Annotated in this window: 18 protein-coding genes and 2 pseudogenes; 10 read left to right on the forward strand and 10 right to left on the reverse strand. The window is 72.5% G+C overall.

The features are described from left to right. The first annotated feature begins 24 nt into the window (after positions 1-24). Positions 25-1,032: an ornithine carbamoyltransferase gene (gene argF, locus ACIBNA_RS17920; RefSeq protein WP_399166150.1), complete on the forward strand. Its 1,008-nt coding sequence runs from the start codon at positions 25-27 to the stop codon at positions 1,030-1,032. Positions 1,033-1,047: 15 nt separating this feature from the next. Here argF and ACIBNA_RS17925 read toward each other — a convergent pair whose 3' ends face one another. Then, on the reverse strand, positions 1,048-1,515 hold the full coding sequence (locus ACIBNA_RS17925) for an ATP-binding protein (RefSeq protein WP_399166151.1): 468 nt from the start codon (positions 1,513-1,515) through the stop codon (positions 1,048-1,050). A gap of 320 nt (positions 1,516-1,835) precedes the next feature. Here ACIBNA_RS17925 and ACIBNA_RS17930 point away from each other — a divergent pair, with 320 nt between their 5' ends. Together ACIBNA_RS17930 and ACIBNA_RS17935 are read left to right on the forward strand one after the other, a co-directional pair. Beyond that, positions 1,836-2,663 (forward strand): enoyl-CoA hydratase family protein, encoded by an 828-nt coding sequence (locus ACIBNA_RS17930; protein ID WP_399166152.1) that lies wholly within the window; start codon positions 1,836-1,838, stop codon positions 2,661-2,663. Continuing rightward, positions 2,648-5,029, forward strand: coding sequence for a bifunctional salicylyl-CoA 5-hydroxylase/oxidoreductase (locus ACIBNA_RS17935; protein WP_399166153.1), 2,382 nt, complete (start codon positions 2,648-2,650; stop codon positions 5,027-5,029). Before ACIBNA_RS17930 ends, ACIBNA_RS17935 begins: the two co-directional genes overlap by 16 nt. Here the strand turns inward: ACIBNA_RS17935 and ACIBNA_RS17940 are convergent. After that, complete coding sequence (locus ACIBNA_RS17940) at positions 5,013-5,840, reverse strand: PaaX family transcriptional regulator C-terminal domain-containing protein (RefSeq protein WP_399166154.1); 828 nt, start codon at positions 5,838-5,840, stop codon at positions 5,013-5,015. The genes ACIBNA_RS17935 and ACIBNA_RS17940 overlap by 17 nt on opposite strands. Before the next feature lie 15 nt (positions 5,841-5,855). Then, complete coding sequence (locus ACIBNA_RS17945) at positions 5,856-7,478, reverse strand: AMP-binding protein (protein ID WP_399166155.1); 1,623 nt, start codon at positions 7,476-7,478, stop codon at positions 5,856-5,858. A gap of 128 nt (positions 7,479-7,606) precedes the next feature. Between ACIBNA_RS17945 and ACIBNA_RS17950 the strand changes: the two are divergent. From ACIBNA_RS17950 to ACIBNA_RS17970, 5 genes and pseudogenes are all read left to right on the forward strand, one after another. Then, positions 7,607-7,876 (forward strand): annotated as a pseudogene (locus tag ACIBNA_RS17950) (acyl-CoA dehydrogenase family protein); the annotation flags it as partial. 459 nt (positions 7,877-8,335) lie between these two features. Then, positions 8,336-9,424 carry an acyl-CoA dehydrogenase family protein gene (locus ACIBNA_RS17955; RefSeq protein ID WP_399166206.1) on the forward strand — a complete coding sequence of 363 codons (1,089 nt, stop codon included), beginning with the start codon at positions 8,336-8,338 and terminating at the stop codon, positions 9,422-9,424. Next, complete coding sequence (locus ACIBNA_RS17960) at positions 9,421-9,819, forward strand: RidA family protein (protein WP_399166156.1); 399 nt, start codon at positions 9,421-9,423, stop codon at positions 9,817-9,819. Before ACIBNA_RS17955 ends, ACIBNA_RS17960 begins: the two co-directional genes overlap by 4 nt. Positions 9,820-9,924: 105 nt before the next feature. Next, positions 9,925-10,359: a DUF6299 family protein gene (locus tag ACIBNA_RS17965; protein ID WP_399166157.1), complete on the forward strand. Its 435-nt coding sequence runs from the start codon at positions 9,925-9,927 to the stop codon at positions 10,357-10,359. Positions 10,360-10,529: 170 nt separating this feature from the next. Continuing rightward, the gene (locus tag ACIBNA_RS17970; RefSeq protein ID WP_399166158.1) at positions 10,530-11,402 is read left to right on the forward strand and encodes an LLM class flavin-dependent oxidoreductase; all 873 of its coding nucleotides are present in this window, start codon (positions 10,530-10,532) and stop codon (positions 11,400-11,402) included. A 26-nt stretch (positions 11,403-11,428) separates the two neighbouring features. On the opposite strand, the gene ACIBNA_RS17975 is transcribed toward ACIBNA_RS17970, so the two are convergent. From ACIBNA_RS17975 to ACIBNA_RS18000, 6 genes are all read right to left on the reverse strand, one after another. Continuing rightward, entirely contained in the window at positions 11,429-11,740 is a 312-nt protein-coding gene (locus ACIBNA_RS17975; RefSeq protein WP_059417859.1) for a helix-turn-helix transcriptional regulator, read from the reverse strand. Between the two features lie 64 nt (positions 11,741-11,804). Continuing rightward, entirely contained in the window at positions 11,805-12,104 is a 300-nt protein-coding gene (locus ACIBNA_RS17980; protein ID WP_399166159.1) for a hypothetical protein, read from the reverse strand. A gap of 148 nt (positions 12,105-12,252) precedes the next feature. After that, positions 12,253-13,017: a class I SAM-dependent methyltransferase gene (locus ACIBNA_RS17985; RefSeq protein WP_399166160.1), complete on the reverse strand. Its 765-nt coding sequence runs from the start codon at positions 13,015-13,017 to the stop codon at positions 12,253-12,255. Positions 13,018-13,107: 90 nt separating this feature from the next. Next, complete coding sequence (locus ACIBNA_RS17990) at positions 13,108-14,304, reverse strand: aminotransferase class V-fold PLP-dependent enzyme (RefSeq protein WP_399166161.1); 1,197 nt, start codon at positions 14,302-14,304, stop codon at positions 13,108-13,110. Positions 14,305-14,309: 5 nt separating this feature from the next. Further along, on the reverse strand, positions 14,310-15,629 hold the full coding sequence (locus tag ACIBNA_RS17995; RefSeq protein WP_399166162.1) for a pyridoxal-phosphate dependent enzyme: 1,320 nt from the start codon (positions 15,627-15,629) through the stop codon (positions 14,310-14,312). After that, positions 15,626-17,092, reverse strand: a complete 1,467-nt coding sequence (locus ACIBNA_RS18000; protein ID WP_399166163.1) for a Y4yA family PLP-dependent enzyme — start codon at positions 17,090-17,092, stop codon at positions 15,626-15,628. Before ACIBNA_RS18000 ends, ACIBNA_RS17995 begins: the two co-directional genes overlap by 4 nt. 352 nt (positions 17,093-17,444) lie before the next feature. Here ACIBNA_RS18000 and ACIBNA_RS18005 point away from each other — a divergent pair, with 352 nt between their 5' ends. Beyond that, positions 17,445-18,125: a response regulator transcription factor gene (locus ACIBNA_RS18005; protein WP_274820396.1), complete on the forward strand. Its 681-nt coding sequence runs from the start codon at positions 17,445-17,447 to the stop codon at positions 18,123-18,125. A gap of 134 nt (positions 18,126-18,259) precedes the next feature. Next, positions 18,260-18,958 carry a class I SAM-dependent methyltransferase gene (locus ACIBNA_RS18010; RefSeq protein ID WP_399166164.1) on the forward strand — a complete coding sequence of 233 codons (699 nt, stop codon included), beginning with the start codon at positions 18,260-18,262 and terminating at the stop codon, positions 18,956-18,958. On the opposite strand, the pseudogene ACIBNA_RS18015 reads toward ACIBNA_RS18010, so the two are convergent. Next, positions 18,945-20,484, reverse strand: a pseudogene (locus ACIBNA_RS18015) (serine/threonine-protein kinase). The gene ACIBNA_RS18010 and the pseudogene ACIBNA_RS18015 overlap by 14 nt on opposite strands. Positions 20,485-20,607 lie beyond the last annotated feature (123 nt).

Here is a 20,607-nt window from a genome sequence, read left to right on the forward strand (position 1 = left end):
ACCGCCGTACCCCTGGAGCGCCCCATGGCGACAGTCCCGACCGCCCTCGCCGGCCGCCACTTCCTCAAGGAGCTCGACTTCACCGAGGAGGAGTTCCGCGGTCTGGTCGAGCTGGCCGCCGAGCTGAAGGCCGCCAAGAAGGCCGGGACCGAGACGCAGTACCTGCGGGGCCGGAACATCGCGCTGATCTTCGAGAAGACCTCCACCCGCACCCGCTGCGCCTTCGAGGTCGCGGCCGCCGACCAGGGCGCCTCGACGACGTACCTCGACCCCTCCGGCTCGCAGATCGGCCACAAGGAGTCGGTCAGGGACACCGCGCGGGTGCTGGGCCGGATGTACGACGGGATCGAGTACCGGGGCGACAGCCAGCAGAAGGTGGAGGAGCTGGCGGCGCACGCCGGTGTGCCCGTCTACAACGGGCTCACCGACGACTGGCACCCCACCCAGATGCTCGCCGACGTGCTGACCATGACCGAGCACTGTGCCAAGCCGCTGACGGAGACCGCCTTCGCCTACCTGGGCGACGCCCGCTTCAACATGGGCAACTCCTACCTGGTCACCGGCGCCCTGCTCGGCATGGACGTGCGTCTCGTCGCCCCGAAGGACTACTGGCCGGCCGAGGAGGTCGTCGACCGGGCCCGCGCCCTCGCCGGGGCCAGCGGCGCCCGCATCACCCTCACCGAGACCCTGGACGAGGGCGTCCGTGGCGCCGACTTCGTCGCCACCGACGTCTGGGTCTCCATGGGCGAGCCGAAGGAGGTCTGGGACGAGCGCATCACCGCCCTGGCCCCGTACGCCGTGACCATGGACGTCCTGCGCGCCACCGGCAACCCGGACGTGAAGTTCCTGCACTGCCTGCCCGCCTTCCACGACCTCGGCACCAAGGTCGGCCAGGAGATCCACGCGGCCCACGGCCTGGAGTACCTGGAGGTGTCGGACGAGGTCTTCGAGTCGGCGCACTCCGTCGTCTTCGACGAGGCGGAGAACCGTCTGCACACGATCAAGGCAGTGCTGGTCGCGACGCTCGGCTGAGCCTCGCCTCACCCGTCATTCCGACGGACGCCGCTGAGCCGGCACCACGGGCAGCCTGAACCACACCGCCTTGCCGGACTCGGTCGGCCGGTGCCCGCACGAGGAGCTCAGGGTGCGGATCAGCAGCAGACCGCGCCCGTGCTCCTGCCAGGGGTCGGGCATCCCGCCGGACGGACAGGTGAGATCGCCGGGCGGCTTCGGGTCGGTGTCGTGCACCTCGACCTGGCAGCCCGACGGCATCAGCTCCACCACCAGCTCGATCGGCGTCTCGCCGGAGGTGTGCTCCACGGCGTTCGCCACCAGCTCCGCCGTGAGCAGCTCCGCGGTGTCGCAGTCGGCCCCGTGCTCCAGCTCGGCCAGCGCCGTACGGACCAGGGCACGGGCCACGGGCACCGCCGCGGCGGTGTGCGGCAGCGCGATGCGCCAGGAGGCGGGGGCTGAGGGGAGTTCGTACAAGGCGGGTCCGTTCATGGAGCAGGACATCCTGCTTTCAACCTTATGAATGGTACGGCGCTGCTCTTCGGTGGCTTCCGAGGGGCACCGCCGGGGGGCCGTCGGGGGGCCGTCGGCCCCCTTGCCGCACGGCTTACCCAGGTGAACGCGGTGCCGCGCACAGCAGATCCCGCCGTTACGCCGGTGTGGACGATCTGTGACGGATGTAACCGGCCCGCTTCACGCCCGGCTCCCCGTGAAAGTCTTACCCGGACGGTCTATCGCGCACTCATGACGACAGTCACGAATGAGTGATAACTTCATGGGGTAGAGCTCAGTGAGGCAGTGCCCGCCCGAGGAGGCCGCACGTCATGAGTCCCTTCACCGGCTCCGCCGCCCGCACCCCGAGCTGGGAGCACCTGCGCGTCGACCTCACCGACGGCGTCGCCACCGTCACGCTGGCCCGCCCCGAGAAACTCAACGCGCTCACCTTCGGCGCCTACGCCGACCTGCGCGACCTGCTCGCGGAGCTGTCCCGGGAGCGGTCCGTGCGGGCCCTGGTGCTGGCCGGCGAGGGCCGCGGCTTCTGCTCCGGCGGCGACGTCGACGACATCATCGGCGCCACCCTGGGCATGGATACCGCCCAGCTCCTGGACTTCAACCGGATGACCGGCCAGGTGGTCCGCGCCATCCGGGAGTGCCCCTTCCCGGTGATCGCGGCGGTCCAGGGCGTGGCGGCCGGCGCCGGAGCGGTCCTCGCCCTGGCCGCCGACTTCCGCGTGGCCGACCCCACGGCCCGCTTCGCCTTCCTCTTCACCCGGGTCGGCCTCTCCGGCGGCGACATGGGCGCGGCCTACCTCCTGCCCAGGGTCGTGGGCCTCGGCCACGCCACCCGCCTCCTGATGCTGGGCGACCCGGTCCGCGCCCCCGAGGCGGAGCGCATCGGCCTGATCAGCGAACTGACGCAGGAGGGCCGGGCCGATGAGGCAGCACAACAACTGGCCCGCCGCCTGGCGGACGGCCCAGCTCTGGCCTACGCCCAGACCAAGGCCCTCCTCACGGCGGAACTGGACATGCCTCTGGCGGCCTCGGTGGAACTCGACGCCTCGACCCAGGCCCTCCTGATGACAGGCGAGGACTACGCGGAGTTCCACGCGGCGTTCACAGAAAAGCGCCCCCCGAAGTGGAGCGGACGGTGAGTGCACGTCCTTCGGGGGCGCGGGGCTGTGTCGATGTGCGGCTCCGCCGCGGGGCGCGACAAGCCGCAACGCACCCGCAGCCGCCCAACGACAAGAGCCACCCCCTACGCGTGGCAATCATCGGCGGCGGCCCCGGCGGCCTCTACGCCGCCGCACTCCTCAAACGCCTCGACCCCACCCGCGACATCACCGTCTGGGAACGAAACGCCCCCGACGACACCTTCGGCTTCGGCGTGGTCCTCTCCGACGAAACCCTCGGCGGCATAGAACACGCAGACCCCCACGTCTACGAGGCCCTCCAGAGACACTTCATCCGCTGGGACGACATCGACATCGTCCACCGCAACACGCGCCACACCTCCGGAGGGCACGGTTTCGCCGCACTCGGCAGAAAACGCCTCCTGGAGATCCTCCACACCCGCTGCCGCGAACTCGGCGTCGACCTCCGCTTCCGCGCCGAGGCCCCGAAGGACCTCCCGCAGACCCACGACCTGGTCATCGCGGCGGACGGCATCCACAGCACCACTCGCGAGACCTGCGCGGACGTCTTCCACCCCCGGGTGACGACCCACCACTGCCGCTACATCTGGCTCGCCGCCGACTTCCCCTTCGACGCCTTCCGCTTCGAGATCGCCGAAACCGAACACGGCGTCATGCAACTGCACGGCTATCCCTACGCCCCCGACGCATCCACCGTGATCATCGAGATGCGCGAGGAGGTCTGGCACGCGGCCGGTTTCGACGAACTCGGTGAAGCCGAGTCGGTCGAACGCTGCGCCAAGATCTTCGCGGAAGCACTCCGCGGCCGCCCCCTGAAGTCCAACAACTCGGCATGGACGACCTTCCGCACGGTCGTCAACGACCGCTGGTCGCACGGCAACGTCGTCCTCCTCGGCGACGCCGCCCACACCGCCCACTTCTCCATCGGCTCCGGCACCAAGCTCGCCGTCGAGGACGCCCTGGCCCTGGCCGCCTGCCTGGAGGAACAGGGCGCCGTGGACGAGGCCCTGACCGCGTACGAGGCGGAGCGGCGGCCCGTCGTCGCCTCCACGCAGCGCGCGGCCCGGGCCAGCCTGGAGTGGTTCGAGAACCTCTCCCTGTACCTGGACCAGCCGCCCCGCCAGTTCGCCTTCAACCTGCTCACCCGCAGCCGCCGTGTCACCCACGACAACCTGCGGCTGCGCGACCCGCACTTCACACAGGCGGTGGAGCGGGAGTTCGGCTGCCCGCCCGGCACGCCCCCGATGTTCACGCCGCTGCGGCTGCGCGGCCTGACCCTGCGCAACCGGGTCGTCGTCTCGCCCATGGACATGTACTCGGCGGTCGACGGCGTCCCCGGCGACTTCCACCTCGTCCATCTGGGCGCGCGGGCGATGGGCGGGGCCGGGCTGGTGATGACCGAGATGGTGTGCGTCAGCGAGGAGGGCAGGATCACGCCCGGCTGCGCCGGCCTCTACACCGGCCGGCAGGCCGAGGCCTGGAAGCGGATCACGAACTTCGTGCATGCCCAGGCGCCCGGCACCGCGATCGGCGTGCAGCTCGGCCACAGCGGCCGCAAGGGCTCCACGAAGGTGATGTGGGAGGGCATGGACGAGCCGCTTCAGGAGGGCAACTGGCCGCTCGTGGCCGCGTCCGCGCTCCCGTACAAGCCGTTCAGCCAGACCCCGCGCGAGCTGTCGCGCGCCCAACTCACCGACATCCGAGAGCAGTTCGCGGCCGCTGCCTGCCGCGCAGCCCGGGCCGGATTCGACCTGCTCGAACTGCACTGCGCCCACGGCTATCTGCTCTCCGGTTTCCTCTCCCCGCTGACCAACCGCCGTACCGACGCCTATGGCGGCTCACTGGACAAGCGGCTCCGTTTCCCGCTGGAGGTGTTCGACGCCGTACGGAACGTCTGGCCGGGGGAGCGGCCCATGACCGTGCGGATCTCCGCCACCGACTGGGCCGAGGGCGGGACCACGGCCGAGGACGCCGTCGAGATCGCCCGGGCCTTCGCCGCGCACGGCGCCGACGCGATCGACGTGTCGACCGGGCAGGTCGTGGCGGACGAGCGGCCCGAGTTCGGGCGGTCGTACCAGACTCCGTTCGCCGACCGGATCCGCAACACCACCGGCATCCCCGTGATCGCGGTCGGCGCGATCTCCTCCTGGGACGACGTCAACTCCCTGATCCTGGCGGGCCGTACGGACCTGTGCGCCCTGGCCCGCCCCCACCTCTACGACCCGCACTGGACGCTGCACGCGGCGGCCGAACAGGGCTACACGGGCCCCGGCGCCGTCTGGCCGGCCCCCTACCGAGCGGGCAGCCGCCGCCCGCAGACGGGCCGCACGGACGCGCCCAAGCCGCGCCTCATTCTGGGGAGCTGAGCAGTCCCACGAACTCGGCGCCCGCGTCCCGCAGCCGCTCGTGCAGGCCCTGGAACACCACCGACGAGCGGGTGCCCGGCCAGTCTTCCGGGAGGAGTTCGGACGGCAGGCCGGGGTCGGTGTAGGGGAGGTGGCGCCAGGAGTCCAGGGCGAGGAGGTAGTCGCGGTAGGCCTCCTCGGGCGGGGTGTCCTCGCGTTTCTCCCAGTCGTGCAGCACGCGCGCGTGGCGGTCGAGGAACGCCTCGTGCTCCTTGGCGATGGCGGCCAGGTCCCACCAGCGGGCGACGGCCTGAGCGGTCGGGGTGAAGCCGAGGTGGTCGCCGCGGAAGAAGTCGACGTACGCGTCCAGCCGCAGCCGCTGGAGGGTGTGCCGGGTCTCCTCGTACAGCCGCGCGGGCGCGATCCACACGCCCGGGGCGGCCGTGCCGAAACCGAGGCCGGCCAGCCGGGAGCGCAGCACGTGCCGCTTCTGCCGCTCCGACTCCGGCACGGAGAACACCGCGAGCACCCAGCCCTCGTCCTCGGGAGGAGCCGTGGCGTAGATGCGCCGGTCGCCGTCGTCGAGCAACTGGCGGGCGTCCGGGGACAGTTCGTAGCCGGCCGCGCCCTGGGCGGTGCGGGCGGGCACGAGCAGCCCGCGTCTCTTCAGCCGCGACACCGAGGAGCGTACGGACGGGGCGTCCACACCGACCGCCGCGAGCAGCCGGATCAGTTCGGCGACGGGCACGGGGCCCGTCGCGAAGCGGCCGTACGCGCCGTAGAGCGTGACGATGAGAGACCGTGGTGCATGCTGGTCGGACACGTTGATCATCTTAGGTCGTACGGGTCACTCCCGGTCGCTTTCGGTGCCGCTGTCCGGGAGCTCTCCCGTACGCAGCCTGAACCGCTGGAGCTTGCCGGTGGCCGTGCGCGGCAGCGCGTCCAGGAAGACGATCTCGCGCGGGCACTTGTACGGCGCCAGCTCGCTCTTGACGAAGGCGCGCAGCGCCCCGGCGTCCCGTTCGGCGCCCTCCTTGAGGACGGCGAAGGCCACCACGATCTGCCCGCGGGCCTCGTCGGGCCGCCCCACGACCGCCGCCTCCACCACGTCCGGGTGCCGCAGCAGCGCGTCCTCGACCTCGGGGCCGGCGATGTTGTACCCGGCAGAGATGATCATGTCGTCGGCGCGGGCGACGTAGCGGAAGTAGCCGTCGGCCTCGCGGACGTAGGTGTCGCCGGTGATGTTCCAGCCGCCGCGCACGTACTCCCGCTGCCGGGGGTCGGTGAGGTAGCGGCAGCCGACCGGTCCGCGCACCGCGAGCAGGCCCGGCTGCCCGTCGGGCACCGGCTCGCCGTGCTCGTCCAGCACGCGCGCGTGCCAGCCCGGTACGGGAACGCCCGTCGTGCCGGGGCGGATCCGCTCGTCGGCCGCGGAGATGAAGATGTGCAGCAGCTCGGTGGCGCCGATGCCGTTGATGACGCGCAGGCCCGTGCGTTCGTGCCAGGCCTGCCAGGTGGCCGCCGGCAGGTTCTCGCCGGCCGAGACGCAGCGGCGCAGGGACGAGACGTCGTACCCGTCGAGCTCGTCGAGCATCGCGCGGTACGCCGTAGGCGCCGTGAACAGCACGGAGACCCGGTGCCGGGCGACGGCGGGCAGCAGCTGCTTCGGACCGGCCTGTTCGAGCAGCAGGGCGCTCGCCCCGACCCGCAGCGGGAAGACGACCAGTCCGCCGAGCCCGAAGGTGAAGCCGAGCGGGGGACTGCCCGTGAACACGTCGTCCGCGTCTGGCTTCAGGACGTGTTGGGAGAAGGTGTCGGCGATGGCCAGGACGTCCCGGTGGAAGTGCATGCAGCCCTTGGGGCGGCCGGTGGTGCCGGAGGTGAAGGCGATCAGCGCGACGTCGTCGGCCGCCGTGTCGACGGCCTCGTACGGTGTGCCGGGCGCAGGCCGGTTGAGGAGGTCGTCCGGGGCGTCACCGCCATAGGTCGTGATCCGCAGGTCCGGGATCTCGGCCTTGGCGAGGTCGTCGACGGACCGGATGTCGCACAGCGCGTGCCGGACCCGGGCGATCTCGCACATCGTGCTCAGCTCGTGCGGGCGCTGCTGGGCGAGCACGGTGACCGCGACGGCCCCCGCCTTCAGCACGGCCAGCCAGCAGGCGGCGAGCCAGGGGGTGGTCGGGCCGCGCAGCAGCACGCGGTTGCCGGGGACGACGCCGAGTTCGCCGGTGAGCAGGTGCGCGATGCGGTCGACGCGGGCGCGCAGATCGGCGTACGTCCATGGCTCCTGGGCCTGGGTGAGGAACGCCGGGCGGTCGCCGGGTGGGCCGCTGAGCAGTTCGGCGGCGCAGTTGAGCCGTTCGGGGTAACGCAGCTCCGGCAGGTCGAAACGGAGCTCGGGCCATTGGTCCGGGGGTGGCAGATGGTCACGGGCGAAGGTGTCGACGTGGGCCGTACCCCGTGGATTCATACGATTCGCCCCCTTGGCGTGGTGGGCTCGCTCCTGGAGCGTATCGTGTTGGTGACGACAGTCAACGGTCCGCGATAGCCTCGGAGTGGCCCGGCCGGGAGGCAGGGGCGGCGGAGAAGGGACCGGCGATGACCGCATTCTCGCTCGAACCGGCACAGCTCGCCTGGTGCGCCGAGCTGCGCGCCCTCGCCGCGGAGCGGCTGCGCCCGCTGGCCGAGAAGGGCGAACCGGGACGGGTGAACCGGGCCCTGGTCGCCGAACTGGGCAGCCTCGGACTGCTCGGCCGCCTCTTCACCTCCGGCGCGCTCGACCTGTGCCTGATGCGCGAGTCCCTGGCCTACGCCTGCACGGAAGCCGAAACGGCCCTGGCCCTCCAGGGCCTCGGCGCCCACCCCGTCCACGCCCACGGCACGGAGTCCCAACGGGCCCGCTGGCTCCCCCGGGTGGCCGACGGTCAGGCGATCGCGGCCTTCGCGCTGAGCGAGCCGGGCGCGGGCTCGGACGCGGCGGCGCTGGGCTTGCGCGCGGAGCGAAACGGCTCGCCGGGGGCGGCATCCGACGGCGGCTCAGGGGGCGCGGTGGCCTCCGGCGGCGGGGCAGGCGCGGCGGTTGGTGGCGGTTCTCGGGGTGGGGTGGCTTCCGGAAGTGTGGTGGCTTCGGGCGGTGGTGGGGCGGTATCCGACGGCTGCTCACGAGGCGGGGCGGCTTCCGGTGGCGGTGCTGGGCCGACGGCCGGTGGCGGTTCTCGGGGCGGGGCGGCACCCGACGGTGCGGTGGCTTCCGGTGCTGGTGACGGCGCGACAGCCGGCGGCCGCGCTCGGGGCCCTGCCGGATCCGACGGCGCGCAGGGCTCCCGGATCGGGGGCGGCGGCTCACCGGGCTCGGCGGCACCCGACGCAAGTGCCCCGAGCACTCCGACTCCCGCCGACCGCTCATCCGCCGCGGCGGCGTCCGGCGGCGGCATTCAAGGCGCCGGGGTCCGTGAAGGCGGCTCGCCGGGCGCGCCGGCGTCTGACGGTGGCAGTCAGGGTGCTCGGGCTCATGCCGGTGGCTCAGCGGCAGCGGCCGGCGGCGGAAGTCGCGGTGCTAGGACCCGTGCCGGTGGCTCAGTCGGCGCGGCGGCGTCCGGTGGCGGAACCGGGGCTGCTGCCAGCGGCTCGTCGGGTTCCGGACGCGCGGTCCACGACTCACCGGCTCCCGCCGAACTGGCCGCCGACCCCGACGGCCCCGCCCGCTGGCGCCTCACCGGTGAGAAGTGCTGGATCTCCAACGCCCCCGAGGCCGACTTCTACACCGTCTTCGCCCGGACCACCCCGGGGGCGGGGGCACGCGGGGTCACGGCCTTTCTCGTGCCGGCGGACCGGCCGGGGCTGACCGGCAGCGGGCTCGACATGCTCTCCCCGCATCCCATCGGCGCGCTCGACTTCGACGCCGTGCCGGTGACGGCCGACGACGTGCTCGGTGAGGTCGACCGGGGGTTCCGGGTCGCCATGGGGACGCTCAACCTGTTCCGTCCCAGCGTCGGCGCCTTCGCCGTCGGTATGGCCCGGGCGGCGCTCGACGCGACCCTCGCGCACACCGCCGGGCGGGACGCCTTCGGCGGCAAGCTGAGCGACCTTCAGGCCGTCTCCCACCAGGTCGCCGAGATGGCCCTGCGCACGGAGGCGGCCAGGCTGATGGTCTACGCGGCGGCGACGGCGTACGACGAGGGTGCCCCGGACGTGCCCCAGCGCGCCGCCATGGCGAAACTGCTCGCCACCGAGACCGCGCAGTACGTCGTCGACACGGCCGTCCAGCTGCACGGCGCCCGCGCGCTGCAACGCGGCCACCTGCTCGAACACCTCTACCGGGAGGTGCGCGCCCCACGCATCTACGAGGGGGCCAGCGAGGTCCAACGCGGCATCATCGCCAAGGAGTTGTACGCAGCCCACCAGGAGGCCCGGTGACCACCGAACGCGTCAATCCGCCCGGCCTCGCCCCGCCGGCGGGCTTCTCGCACGCCGTCGTGGCCTCCGGGTCCAGGGTGGTGTTCCTGGCGGGGCAGACCGCCCTCGACGGCGACGGCAAGGTGGCCGGCGCGACCCTGCCGGAACAGTTCGAGAAGGCCCTCGGCAACCTGCTGACCGCCCTCACGGCGGCCGGCGGCACGCCCTCCCACCTGGCCCGCGTCACCGTCTACGCCACGGACGTCGCCGCCTACCGCGCCCACGCCCCCGAACTGGGCCGCCTCTGGCGGAGACTGGCGGGCCGCGACTACCCGGCCATGGCGGTCGTCGAGGTCGTCCGGCTGTGGGACGAGGAGGCGTTGGTGGAACTGGACGGCTTCGCCGTGCTGCCGTAGGGACGCGTCGGACTCGCCGCCGAAGGGGTGAGGATCACGGGCGCCGGGCCGGAGGCCCGGTACGAGTGGAAGCCGCCATTCCACTCCTTTCGGGAGGTTTCCACCATGCGTCTGCGTCCCCTTCTCGGCGCGGCCGGTGCCGCGCTGCTCCTGCTCACCGGCGCCCCCGCGGCGACCGCCACCGCGGCACCCGCCCTCCACGAGGCCGTGACGGTCGACACGGTGGGCCGGATCGCCGCCGACGGCACCGTCACCCTCTCCGGCACCTACCGCTGCCAGAGCTCCAGCGGCCCCGTCTTCGTCAGCTCCTCCGTGAGCCAGGGCGCCTCCACCGCCCGCTATGGCATCGGCGGCACCCAGGCCGTGTGCGACGGCGCGGAGCACCGCTGGGTGAACACGGGCCGCCCCAGGCCCGGCGCCCTCGTGCCCGGCGCGGCCCACGTCGAGGCCACCCTGGTGGAACTGCGCACCTTCAGCGGCCTGTCGCTGCCCCGCTTCCACGCGGTGCAGGGGCAGGCGGTCACCCTGACCCAGGGCTGAGCACAACGGTGAACGGACCGGTGAGCGGCCCGGGTTCGCGGGGGCGCCACCGGTTCGGTCCGATCCGGACCGGCGCGTGCGCTTCCGTCGGCAAGGCGTCTCTCGGCGTCAAGAGCCAAGCAGCATAAAGCAGTTGTTCATCCCGGAGCGCTAGGGGTAGGTAAGCGGCCATGACTACCCTTGGTGCTGTTTTCCGGCCTCAGCTGCCCCCCGAGAAGCTGCGTGACATAGCCCGTACCGCCGAGGCGGCGGGGCTGGAGGAGCTGTGGTTCTGGGAGGACTGCTTCCTGGAGGGCGGGATCGCCACCGCGTCCGCCGCGCTCGCCTGGACCGAACGGCTGAGGGTCGGCATCGGACTGTTGCCCGTGCCCTTGCGGAACGTCGCCGTCACCGCGATGGAGGCCGCCACCCTGGACCGGCTCTTCCCGGGGCGCTTCACGCTGACCGTCGGGCACGGCGTGCAGGACTGGATGGGGCAGGTCGGTGCGCGGGCCGAGTCGCCGGTCACGCTGTTGCGTGAGTACCTCGACGCGCTCCGGGCGCTGCTGCGCGGCGAGCGCGTCACCACGGACGGGCGGTACGTGAAACTGGACGACGTCGGCCTCGACTGGCCCCCGCCCACCGCTCCCGAGGTGCTCGCCGGCGTCACCGGCCCCCGCTCGCTGCGCCTGTCCGGCGAGGTGGCCGACGGCACGCTGCTCAGTGAGGCCACCCCGCCGGACGGCGTGCGAAAGGCCCGTCGGCTCATCGACGAGGGCCGCGCGTCGGCCGGCCGCACCGGCTCCCATCGCGTGGTCGTCTATCTCCTCACCGCCACCGGGCCGGACGCCGCCGCCCGCCTCCAGGCCGAGCGCACCGCCTCCGGCACGGACAAGATCCCCGACCTGGGAGTCGCCGGCGACGCCAATAAGGTGGCCGAGGCCGTGCAACGCCTGGTCGCCGCCGGTGCCGACACCGTCATCCTCGAACCCACCGGCGATGAGCCGGACCCCGAGGGTTTCGTCCGCTTCGTGGCCGAGGACGTCCGCCCCCTCGTCCCCTGACCCCGCGAAGAGGGGCACCGTGTGCGCTACTCCTGTGCGTGCCGGATGGCGTCCAGCACGATGTGCGCCACGTGGTCGTCGGTGAGGGTGTACCGCGTCTCGCGGGCCTGACGCCGGGCGGTGACGATCCGGGAGGTCCGCAGTACCCGCAGATGCTGGGAGACCAGCGGCTGGCTCACCCCGAGGGCCGTCACCAGCTCATGGACGTATTTCCCGCCGGCGGACAGCTCCCGCACGATGCCCAGCCGTACGGGCGAGGCCAGCGCGCGCAGCAGCTCGCTGGCCGCCTGCAGGGTCTGGTCCGGATCGTCCGTCGGAGGAGAGGGCGTCGTTGTCATATGCACACATTAGCATATGACAACGATTTCCAATCCGCCTCGGTGGTCTCCGGGGGCAGGACCGTCAGTGGTCGTCCCAGTGTCCCTCGTGGGCGGCGTGGCGGTGGCCGTCGTGCACGTAGTCGGTGTGGTCGCCGTGCCGCACGGCCAGGTGGCCGCAGTCGTCGCCGTGCTGGTGGTCGTGGTTCTGGTGTGCCGCGTGGCCGCCGTTCGCGCACTCGTCGACGTGGTCCCCGTGCATCCGGTGGATGTGGCCGTCGTGGGCGTAGTCCGTGTGGTCGCCGTGCGTGAAGGCGACGTGGCCGCAGTCGTCGCCGTGGGCGTGGGTGTGGTCCTCGTGGGTGATGTGCTGGGCGGTGGTCATGGGGGTGGCTCCTCGCGTGTGGCTCGTGCCGCCCGCGGCGCTTCGGCCGGGGCTGTCATGGCGACATTAACATATAGCGATTCCTGCATGTATTGTCCGGGCGCCTGGCGCCGCCCGCCGGCCGGGCGGCGCAGGGGTGACGCCCGGGTCAGCGCACCGCGACGACCACGCAGCTGTCGCCGTACTGCCAGACCGGGCCCGCCGTGGCGAAGCCCGCCTGCCGCAGCAGCTCCAGATGGGCGGAGAGGGGGAGTTCGGCAGGGCGGCCGGTGTCCTGAGGTGCCTCGCGGCGGCGGCGCTCGGCGAGCAGATCCGTCAACTCGGGGTCGTCGGCGACGGCGTCCCACCAGGAACCCCAGTCCTCGTGCGCGAACACCCGCTGCCGGTCGGCCCGGCACCGCCCGACATGGGTGGCGATCCCGGCCGGGCCCGTGTCGTCCTGGGGGAGATGGTCGCCGTTGACGAGGACACCGCCGGGCCGCAGCAGTGCGGCGAGCTGCCGGTAGGTGCGCAGCAGGGTGTCGCGGTCGAGGTAGTGCAGGGCCGTCGTGGAGACGGCCGCGTCCAGGGGCCGGTCCAGGTCCAGAGCCCAGGTCCAGCCGGGTGCGCCGATCTCGGCGTCGACGTAGCGGGCCGCGTCCGGGTGGTGGGTGCGGCCGAGCTCCAGCAGCAGGGGATCGCGGTCCACGGCCACGATCTCCGCGTCCGGCAGCCGCCGCACCAGCCGGGCCGCCAGGGAGCCGGGACCGCAGCCCAGGTCGACGGCCAAGGGCCGGGAGGCGTGCCCGGCCGTGACGTGCTCGACGACGTCGGCGATCACCGTGAACCGCTCCTCGCGGTCGACCGCGTACCGCTGCTGCTGGAGCTCCCAGCGCTCCACCCATCGCTGTGCCGTTGCCAGACTCAGCCCCATCCGGTCGCGCCACCTTGCCGTCTCGCACCTGATTCTTTCCGGCCCGAGCCTACAGGTGGAAACGGTTCCCATTATGCCCAGTTGGCGGAGTCACTGGAGTGAGGCGAGGACGGACAGCAGCCGGTCGATCTCCTCAACGGTGTTGTACACATGCAGACTCACCCGAACCGAACCGGTCTTCTCGCCCGCGTCGCCCTGGCAGTGGTTGTCCGAGCGGACCATGAAACCGTGGCTGAACAGGATGAAGCCCAGGTCGCCCGAGTCGATGGCACGGTGCCGCAGGGTGACGATGCCCTGGCGCCGCTGCACGGCTGAGTCGGCGGCCAGGCTCAGCGGGCAGCCGAGGATCTCGTAGGCGTCCAGATGGCGCAGCCCCTCGGTGAGCCGGGCCGCCAGGGCGACCGTCCAGCGCTCGACGCGCTCCATGCCGGCGGCGTCCAGCCAGTCCAGGGCCGCTTCGAGCGAGGCGATGCCCACGGTGTTCGGGGTGCCGCTCCACCCGCCCGGCGTGAACGCCGGGCCGCGTGCCTGCCGGGCCCACACCGCCCCCGTGCCGGGCAGCGCCAGCGCCTTGTGCCCGGAGAAGACGACGAAGTCGACGTCCAACTCGGCCACGGACACCGGCAGATGCCCGACGCTCTGCGCCGCGTCCAGACAGATGACCGCGTCCGGGCCGACCGCCCGGCGGATGCGCTGCACGTTCATGTCGCCGCCGTAGACGTGGTGCACGTGGGTGGCGGCGACGAACCGGGTGCGCGGCCCGGCCCGTTCGGCGAGCGCGCGATGGTCGTAGTCCCCGGAACCGCTCTGGTACGGCATCGGCAGCACCCGGACGTGCACGCCCTCGCGGGCCAGCAGCCGCTGGGCCTCCCGCCAGGGCGCGATGTTGGCCTGGTGGTCGGCGTCCGGTACGACGATCTCGTCGCCGTCGCGCAGGAACCCCGGCAGCCAGTCGCGGGCGATCGTGTGCAGCCCCTCGGTCGTGCCGCTGGTGAAGTGGACCGCGGAGCGCTCGGGTCGGTCATCCCCGAGGAACCGGGCGACGCGCTCGCGGGTGCGCTCGACCAGCTCCGTGGTCCGGTTGGCCCAGGTGTAGGTGCCGCGCGCCGCGTTGGCGTTGCTGGTGGTGAGGTACGTCTGCGCGGCGTCCAGGACGGCCTGCGGCTTCTGTGCCGTCGCCGCGCTGTCCAGGTACGCCAGCTCCGGGTGCCCGGTGACGATGGGGAACTGGGCGCGCAGCGCCTGCTGCCACTGGCGCAGATCGTCGCGGATCACGGGTGCGGTCATGGCGGTCAGTCCCGCACCAGGGGCGCGCCCGCGTCCCGCCAGGCGATGATGCCGCCGGCCAGACTGCGTACGTCGGGATGGCCCATCCGGGTCAGCAGCGCCGCGTACCGGGCGGACTGCTCGCCCACCGGGCACGCCAGCAGCACCGGCCGGCTCCGGCTGAACGGCAGGCCGCCCTGGAGGAGTTCGGCGAACAGCTCGTCGACGATGTTGACCGACCCGTCGATGTGCAGCGCCGCGTACGCGTAGGGGCTGCGCAGGTCGACCACGAGCGGCCCCTCGGAGTCGATCCACCGCCGGGCCTCGGCGACCGTGACCGACGGCGCCCCGCCGACCTCGGCGTCGGTCAGGTCGGCCGGCGAGTTCTTCCGGGGCGGCCGGCCCAGCAGGTCCGGCCGCCGCTGCCGGACGTAGCTCAGATAGCTCTCCACGCGGTCGCAGACGATGAACACCGCCGTCCGGCGCTCGGTCAGCTCCTCGTCGACGGCGCGCAGATGACGGACGGCCCCGTGGTAGGCGGCGCCGCCGGTGGGCCCGCCCAGGATGCCGCAGCGGCGGTTCAGGGTCAGCATCCCCTCGATCGCCTCGTCGGCGCTCACCGACTCCATCGTGTCGTACGTGTCCGGGTCGAACAGGCCGACCTCCTGCACCTCGTCGATGGTGCGGATCCCGGGGATGAAGTCGGACTTGGCCGCGACCAGCCCGACCACCCGCACCGAGGGATCCTCCTCCCGCAGCGCGCGGGCCACGCCCGTGGAGGAACCGGCCGTGCCCACACAGGCGACGAACCAGTCCGGCACCCGGCCGTCCAGGTCCTTGACGATCTCCGGGCCGGTGCCGGTGAGATGCGCCTCGGTGTTGCGCGGGTTGAAGTACTGGTCCGTGTGGAGATAGGCGCTGCCGGAGGCGGACAGCGTGCGGTGGAAGAGGGTCAGCGGGTCGTCGGTCGCGGTCGGGTCCAGACACTCGCTCTGCCCCGGCAGCTCCTCGATCTCCGCACCGAGCAGCAGCAGGAGGTCCTTGATCTCCGGCACCCGCATCCGGTTGGTGACGCTCTTGAAGCCCAGGCCGTGCATGCCCGCGACGACCGCCAGTGCCTTCGCCGTGTTGCCGCTGGACAACTCCACGACCTGGCTGCCGTGTTCGACCGCCTCGGCCAGCAGCGGACGCGCCATGTTCCAGGCCGCCCGGTCCTTCACCGAGCCGAAAGGGTTGAGCATCTCCAGCTTCGCGAACAGGTCGACGTTGCGCAGGCCGTGCACGGCCGGGTCGATCCGTACCAACGGGGTGTTGCCTATCGCATCGGTGATGCTGTCGTACCTCACTGAGCTCCCCCCGAGGGCGTGATCGGCCAGAACTGCTCGTCCAGGCACCAGCGCCAGGCGTCGCCGTCCTGCCAGGCGGCGACCTTGCGGGCGGCGGGCTGGTGCTGGGCGCGGGTGGCGTGGAAGTCCATCGCGTAACCGGCGGTGTTGGCGAAGGCCAGCAGGTCGCCGGGGACCGGGCGGCGCGGCAGGAAGACCGTACGCCGGGTGATCAGATCGGTCTCCAGGCACAGGCCGCCGAAGAGGTGGACGGCGACGGGCCCCTCGCCCGGCCCGGCTCCGCTTCCGGGGATGACGACCGGGTCCATCAGCACTCCGTGGTCCTCCAGGGCGATGTCGTCCGCCTTCGCGGCCAGCCGTACGAGCAGTGCGCCGCCCGCCTCCTGGGAGCGGACCTCCAGCACCTTAGCCAGCGTCAGCCCGCACTGGTCCAGCAGTGCCCGGCCGGGCTCGCTGTGCAGGTCGTACAGGTGCTCCAGCAGCAGCGCGGCCAGCGGACGGCCGCCCAGGGAGGCGGCGGGCTGGGCCAGCAGCTCGTCCAGATAGGCCGCGCCGGCGACGGACCGGTGGGCGGGGTAGAGGCCGAGCGCGCCGCGCAGGGTGCCGGACTCGCCCCGCAGCCCGTAGCCGTGCCCGCCCCAGGTCAGGGGCGGACGGCGGCCCAGGACGGCGGCCGTCAGCGCGGTCGTGTACGCCTCCCACTGCTCCCGCTCGGCGAGGTAACTGACGCCGAACCCGCCCCCGACGTCCACGGCCCGGGGCCGCAGCCCCCGGCTCCGGCACGCCTCCAGGGCCGCCAGGGCCCCTTCGAGGGCGGTCGCCTTCTCCGCGACGCTCGTGGTGTCCAGGTGGTAGGCCACCCCCGTCAGCTCGACCGCGTCGCCTTGCCGCTCGACCGCCTCCAGCAGGGGATCCAACTCCCGTACGGGCGTGCCGAACCGGCTGCGCCGGCTCAGCACCTTCACCCCCGACGTCTCGAACCCCGACAGCCGCAGCAGCACCCGCACCGGGGCGAGGGCGTGCCCCCGCACCAGCGCGGCGAGCTGGTCCAGTTCACCTGCTCCGTCGACGCTGACCGTGACGCCCGTGAGGGCCGCGAGCCACAGGAACTCGGGGTTCTTCGGACCCGTCGCCGTGATCCGGCCTGCGGTGAAACCCGCCCCCAGCGCGTGCTGCAACTCGCCCAGCGACGCGACGTCCACGCCCGCGTCCGTGGCGGCGAGCCGGCGCAGCAGCGCGCTGGACCGGTTCGCCTTGTGGGCGTAGTAGACCTGGCCGGACAGGTGGTGCCTGCGGTACACGGACCGGAACCGCTCCAGGTTCTCGGCGATCTGGTCCGGCACCACGACGTGCAGCGGTGAGCCGAGCGCGTCGGTGAGCGAGTGCAGCGTCCCGGTCGCCGCGAGGAGCGACCTGAGCCGTGGTTCCAGCCGCGGTTCGAGATACAAGGGCCGGCCACCCATGTGCGCTCCCTCCCTTGAAGCCGCTGCACCCGGCATCCGGGCACCTCGGACACTCCCCGCGTTTCGCCGTATAGCCCATATCCATTCTTCGGTCGCTTTACGCCATGTAAGGCCCAGGCCTGTCCCCGCGCCGGTGTGAAGCGGATCACGGTCCGGCTGCGCGGCGCGCGCCCGGCGCGGGGCCGCGGCATCCGTCGTTCGGCCGAGCCTTCGCAGGTCGGGCCGGTGTGTCGTGGCCGTTCGGCCGAGGCGGCGGCCCTCAGCCACGACGCAGAGTGGGGTGCGGACCGCCGCCCCCGGCAACGGGGGGCAGGGCCGCACGGGTTCGCGTGCCGGAACGGGAGAAGTGAGCATGGTCGTACGGGTGGTCGTCGTCGACGACCAGGACATGGTGCGCTCGGGATTCGCCGCGCTGCTGTCCGCGCAGAGCGACATCGACGTCGTGGGGGAGGCGCCCGACGGCCGGCGCGGGGTGGAGGTCTGCCGCAGCACCCACCCCGACGTGGTGCTGATGGACATCCGGATGCCGGAGATGGACGGTCTCGAGGCGGCCCGGCGGCTGCTCGACCCGCCGCCGGGCGTGACACACCGGCCCAAGGTGCTCATGCTGACCACCTTCGACCTCGACGACTACGTCTACGAGACCCTCCAGGCCGGCGCCAGCGGCTTCCTGCTCAAGGACGCCCCGGTCGCCGAACTCGTCCAGGCCGTCCGGGTGATCGCGGCCGGTGACGCCCTGCTCGCCCCGTCCGTCACCCGCCGCCTCATCGAGGACATGGCCCGGCGTCGCCCCCAGGCCGGTCGGCAGGCCCGGCTGCGGCTGAACGGCCTCACGCCCCGGGAGACGGAGGTCCTGAGGCTGGTCGCGCGGGGCCTGTCCAACACGGAGATCGCCGGGACGCTGGTGGTGGCCGAGCAGACGGTCAAGACCCACATGACCCGGCTGATCGCCAAGCTGGGTGTCCGGGACCGGGCCCAACTGGTGGTCCTCGCCTACGAATCGGGGTTGGTCGTGCCCGGATCGACCGGCTGAGTCCGCAGGCCCCGGGCGAGGGTCGTACCCAGGTGCCACACCGTGGTTGGCACCCGGGTGTGATGTGCGGCCGACGTCCCGCGCCCTACCGTCGCCGCGCCCTGACCACGGACCGGTACGCACGGAGCGCCCACATGCATCAGCCCCTCGACATCGACCACGTCGTCCGCCTCTACCGCACCTACGCCTCGGACCTCGACCGGGTCCGCGAGGAGCAGCGCGCGCTGCTCGCACCGCCCCACGCGATGAAGGCCCAACTCGACGACCTCGAGGCGGAGATCACCTATCTGCTGCTGCGCGAGGCCCGGCCGCAGACGGTCGTGGAGATCGGCACGTTCCACGGCTGGTCGACCACCTGGATCCTGTGCGCGCTGCGCGACAACGGTACGGGCCATCTGTACTCGTACGACGTGGTCGATCACGTCCTGCGCGAGGTGCCCGGCCAACTCGCCGAGGGCCGCTGGACGTTCACCCAGGGGGACGTGCGGGAGAACCTGGAGAAGGTCCCCGACACGGCGGACTTCCTGTTCATCGACGCCGCGCACTCCGCGCGCTTCGCCCGCTGGTACGTCCGGCAGCTGCTGCCGCTCATGCGGCCCGGCATACCCGTGTGCGTCCACGACGTGTTCCACGGTCGCCGGGCGCTGCCGTTCACCGAGGGAGCGGTGGTGCTGCGCTGGCTCGCCGAGCGGGGGAACCGGTACTTCACGGCCTCCCGGGCGCACGCGCCCGAGATCCACGACCGGCTGAACGACGCCAAGCGGAGCCTCGGCCTCGGGCATCCCGTCAAGGACAGCAGGGACAACCCCATGATCTTCTTCAGCCTGTCCTGAAGCCGTCCCTGACCTTGTCGAAGACGGGGCGGTAGGTGTCCCACTGCTCCGCGGGCGCCGAGAGGTAGATGTCGTACTCGCGCCCGCCCTCGCGGCCGTAGCCGAGGTCGATGGCGCGGAACGGGCGGGCCCGGCCCTGGAAGGTGAACTCCCAGATGGCGGCGGGCTGTTCGCGGAAGGTCGTGCGCTGCATGCGGATCCGGCGGTAGGTCGGGTAGTTGACCTTGGTGTTCGCCTCGATCTCGGCGAAGTGGTCGGCGGGGTTCGGGCCTGCGGGGTCGACCGTGCCGATGGTGATGCCGGCCAGGCCGGAGGGGGTGGCGTAGGTGACCTGTTCCGCTGTGCGGTTGCGGGGCGTCCAGTCGTCCGGGATGGGGAAGGAGATGCCGAGCTTTGCCTCGTGGACGCGGTGGTAGCCCTTGGGGGTGGGGGCGGGGCGGCTTGTGTCGGTGTCCGGTTTGTCGGTGCGGTTCGGGGCTGTTGTGTAAATGGTGGTGCCCACGGCCAGGGTGGCTGTCAGTGCCGCGGCGAGGGTGGTGATGCGGCGGCGTCGGCGGGTGCGGGTTGTTTGTCGCTGGTCGCGCCCCGCGGCGGAGCCGCCTGTCGACACAGCCCCGCGCCCCTGAGGGGCGTCGTTCACCACTGCCCTGAGGGAACGTTCTGTCTCTTCCGCGGACGGGCGGACCTCCGGGTCCCTCGCCAGGAGGGACCCTATGAGTGGGCCCAGCGGGCCGGACCTGCGAGGTGGGTCCAAGGGGTCCGTGGCTATCGCATACGCCGTTTCCATCGCCGTCGCCCGGCGGAACGGGGGGCGGCCCTCCAGCGTCTGGTACAGCGTCGCGCCCAGGGCCCACAGGTCCGATGCCGGGCCGGGAGTGAGGCCCCTGACGCGTTCCGGGGCCATGTAGTCGATGGAGCCGACCATTTCGCCGGTCCTGGTCAGCGTCGACGAACCGGCCGTCATGGCGATGCCGAAGTCGGTGAGGACGACCCGGTCGCCCTCGCCGAGGAGGACGTTGCCGGGCTTGACGTCGCGGTGCAGCACGCCGGCGGCGTGCGCGGCGCGCAGGGCGCCCACCATGGCCAGGCCGATGCGGGCCGCCTCGTGGGGCGCGAGGGTCCGGCCGTCCTGGCGCGAGGGTCCGGCCGTCCTGGAGGAGGTCGCCGAGCGTGTGGCCGGGGACGTACTCCATGACGACACAGGGGCGGCCGTCGTCCTCCACGACGTCGTGCACGACGATCACGTTGGGGTGCGTGACGCGCGCGGCGCTGCGGGCCTCACGGCGCATGCGCTCGTACAGCGTGCCGAGCTCGTCGGCGGACAGGTGCGGCCGCTCGTGCAGCTGCTTCAGGGCGACCCGGCGTCCCAGCAGCTCGTCGTCGGCGCGCCACACCGTGCCCATGCCGCCCCGGCCGATCCGCTCGGCGAGCCGATAGCGCCCGGCGACGAGTCGCCCTTCGTCCGACACCGTGTGTCCTCCGCCACCTTGTCCGTCTTGGGCGCTTTGATGCGCCCTGGTCACCATAACCGCCACCCCCGGACCGACCCGTGCCGGGAGTGAGACGGATCACGGCCCCGGTCGTCGGGAGGGGTCCCGGCGGGGGCTTCCTACCCTGGCGTCCCGCGCCGCCGCAGGGCGGACGGGACG

The sequence above is a fragment of the Streptomyces sp. NPDC050164 genome (assembly GCF_044459945.1).
Lineage (GTDB): Bacteria > Actinomycetota > Actinomycetes > Streptomycetales > Streptomycetaceae > Streptomyces > Streptomyces coeruleorubidus_A.

Bases quoted from the DNA above. Each gene is read 5' to 3' on its own strand.
- ACIBNA_RS17925 (WP_399166151.1), bottom strand. From the start codon at position 1,515: ATGTCCTGCTCCATGAACGGACCCGCCTTGTACGAACTCCCCTCAGCC.
- ACIBNA_RS17930 (WP_399166152.1), top strand. From the start codon at position 1,836: ATGAGTCCCTTCACCGGCTCCGCCGCCCGCACCCCGAGCTGGGAGCAC.
- ACIBNA_RS18000 (WP_399166163.1), bottom strand. From the start codon at position 17,092: ATGGGTGGCCGGCCCTTGTATCTCGAACCGCGGCTGGAACCACGGCTC.
- ACIBNA_RS17980 (WP_399166159.1), bottom strand. From the start codon at position 12,104: ATGACCACCGCCCAGCACATCACCCACGAGGACCACACCCACGCCCAC.
- ACIBNA_RS17965 (WP_399166157.1), top strand. From the start codon at position 9,925: ATGCGTCTGCGTCCCCTTCTCGGCGCGGCCGGTGCCGCGCTGCTCCTG.
- ACIBNA_RS17940 (WP_399166154.1), bottom strand. From the start codon at position 5,840: ATGATCAACGTGTCCGACCAGCATGCACCACGGTCTCTCATCGTCACG.
- ACIBNA_RS17975 (WP_059417859.1), bottom strand. From the start codon at position 11,740: ATGACAACGACGCCCTCTCCTCCGACGGACGATCCGGACCAGACCCTG.
- ACIBNA_RS17970 (WP_399166158.1), top strand. From the start codon at position 10,530: ATGACTACCCTTGGTGCTGTTTTCCGGCCTCAGCTGCCCCCCGAGAAG.
- argF (WP_399166150.1), top strand. From the start codon at position 25: ATGGCGACAGTCCCGACCGCCCTCGCCGGCCGCCACTTCCTCAAGGAG.
- ACIBNA_RS17985 (WP_399166160.1), bottom strand. From the start codon at position 13,017: ATGGGGCTGAGTCTGGCAACGGCACAGCGATGGGTGGAGCGCTGGGAG.
- ACIBNA_RS17945 (WP_399166155.1), bottom strand. From the start codon at position 7,478: ATGAATCCACGGGGTACGGCCCACGTCGACACCTTCGCCCGTGACCAT.
- ACIBNA_RS18010 (WP_399166164.1), top strand. From the start codon at position 18,260: ATGCATCAGCCCCTCGACATCGACCACGTCGTCCGCCTCTACCGCACC.
- ACIBNA_RS18005 (WP_274820396.1), top strand. From the start codon at position 17,445: ATGGTCGTACGGGTGGTCGTCGTCGACGACCAGGACATGGTGCGCTCG.
- ACIBNA_RS17990 (WP_399166161.1), bottom strand. From the start codon at position 14,304: ATGACCGCACCCGTGATCCGCGACGATCTGCGCCAGTGGCAGCAGGCG.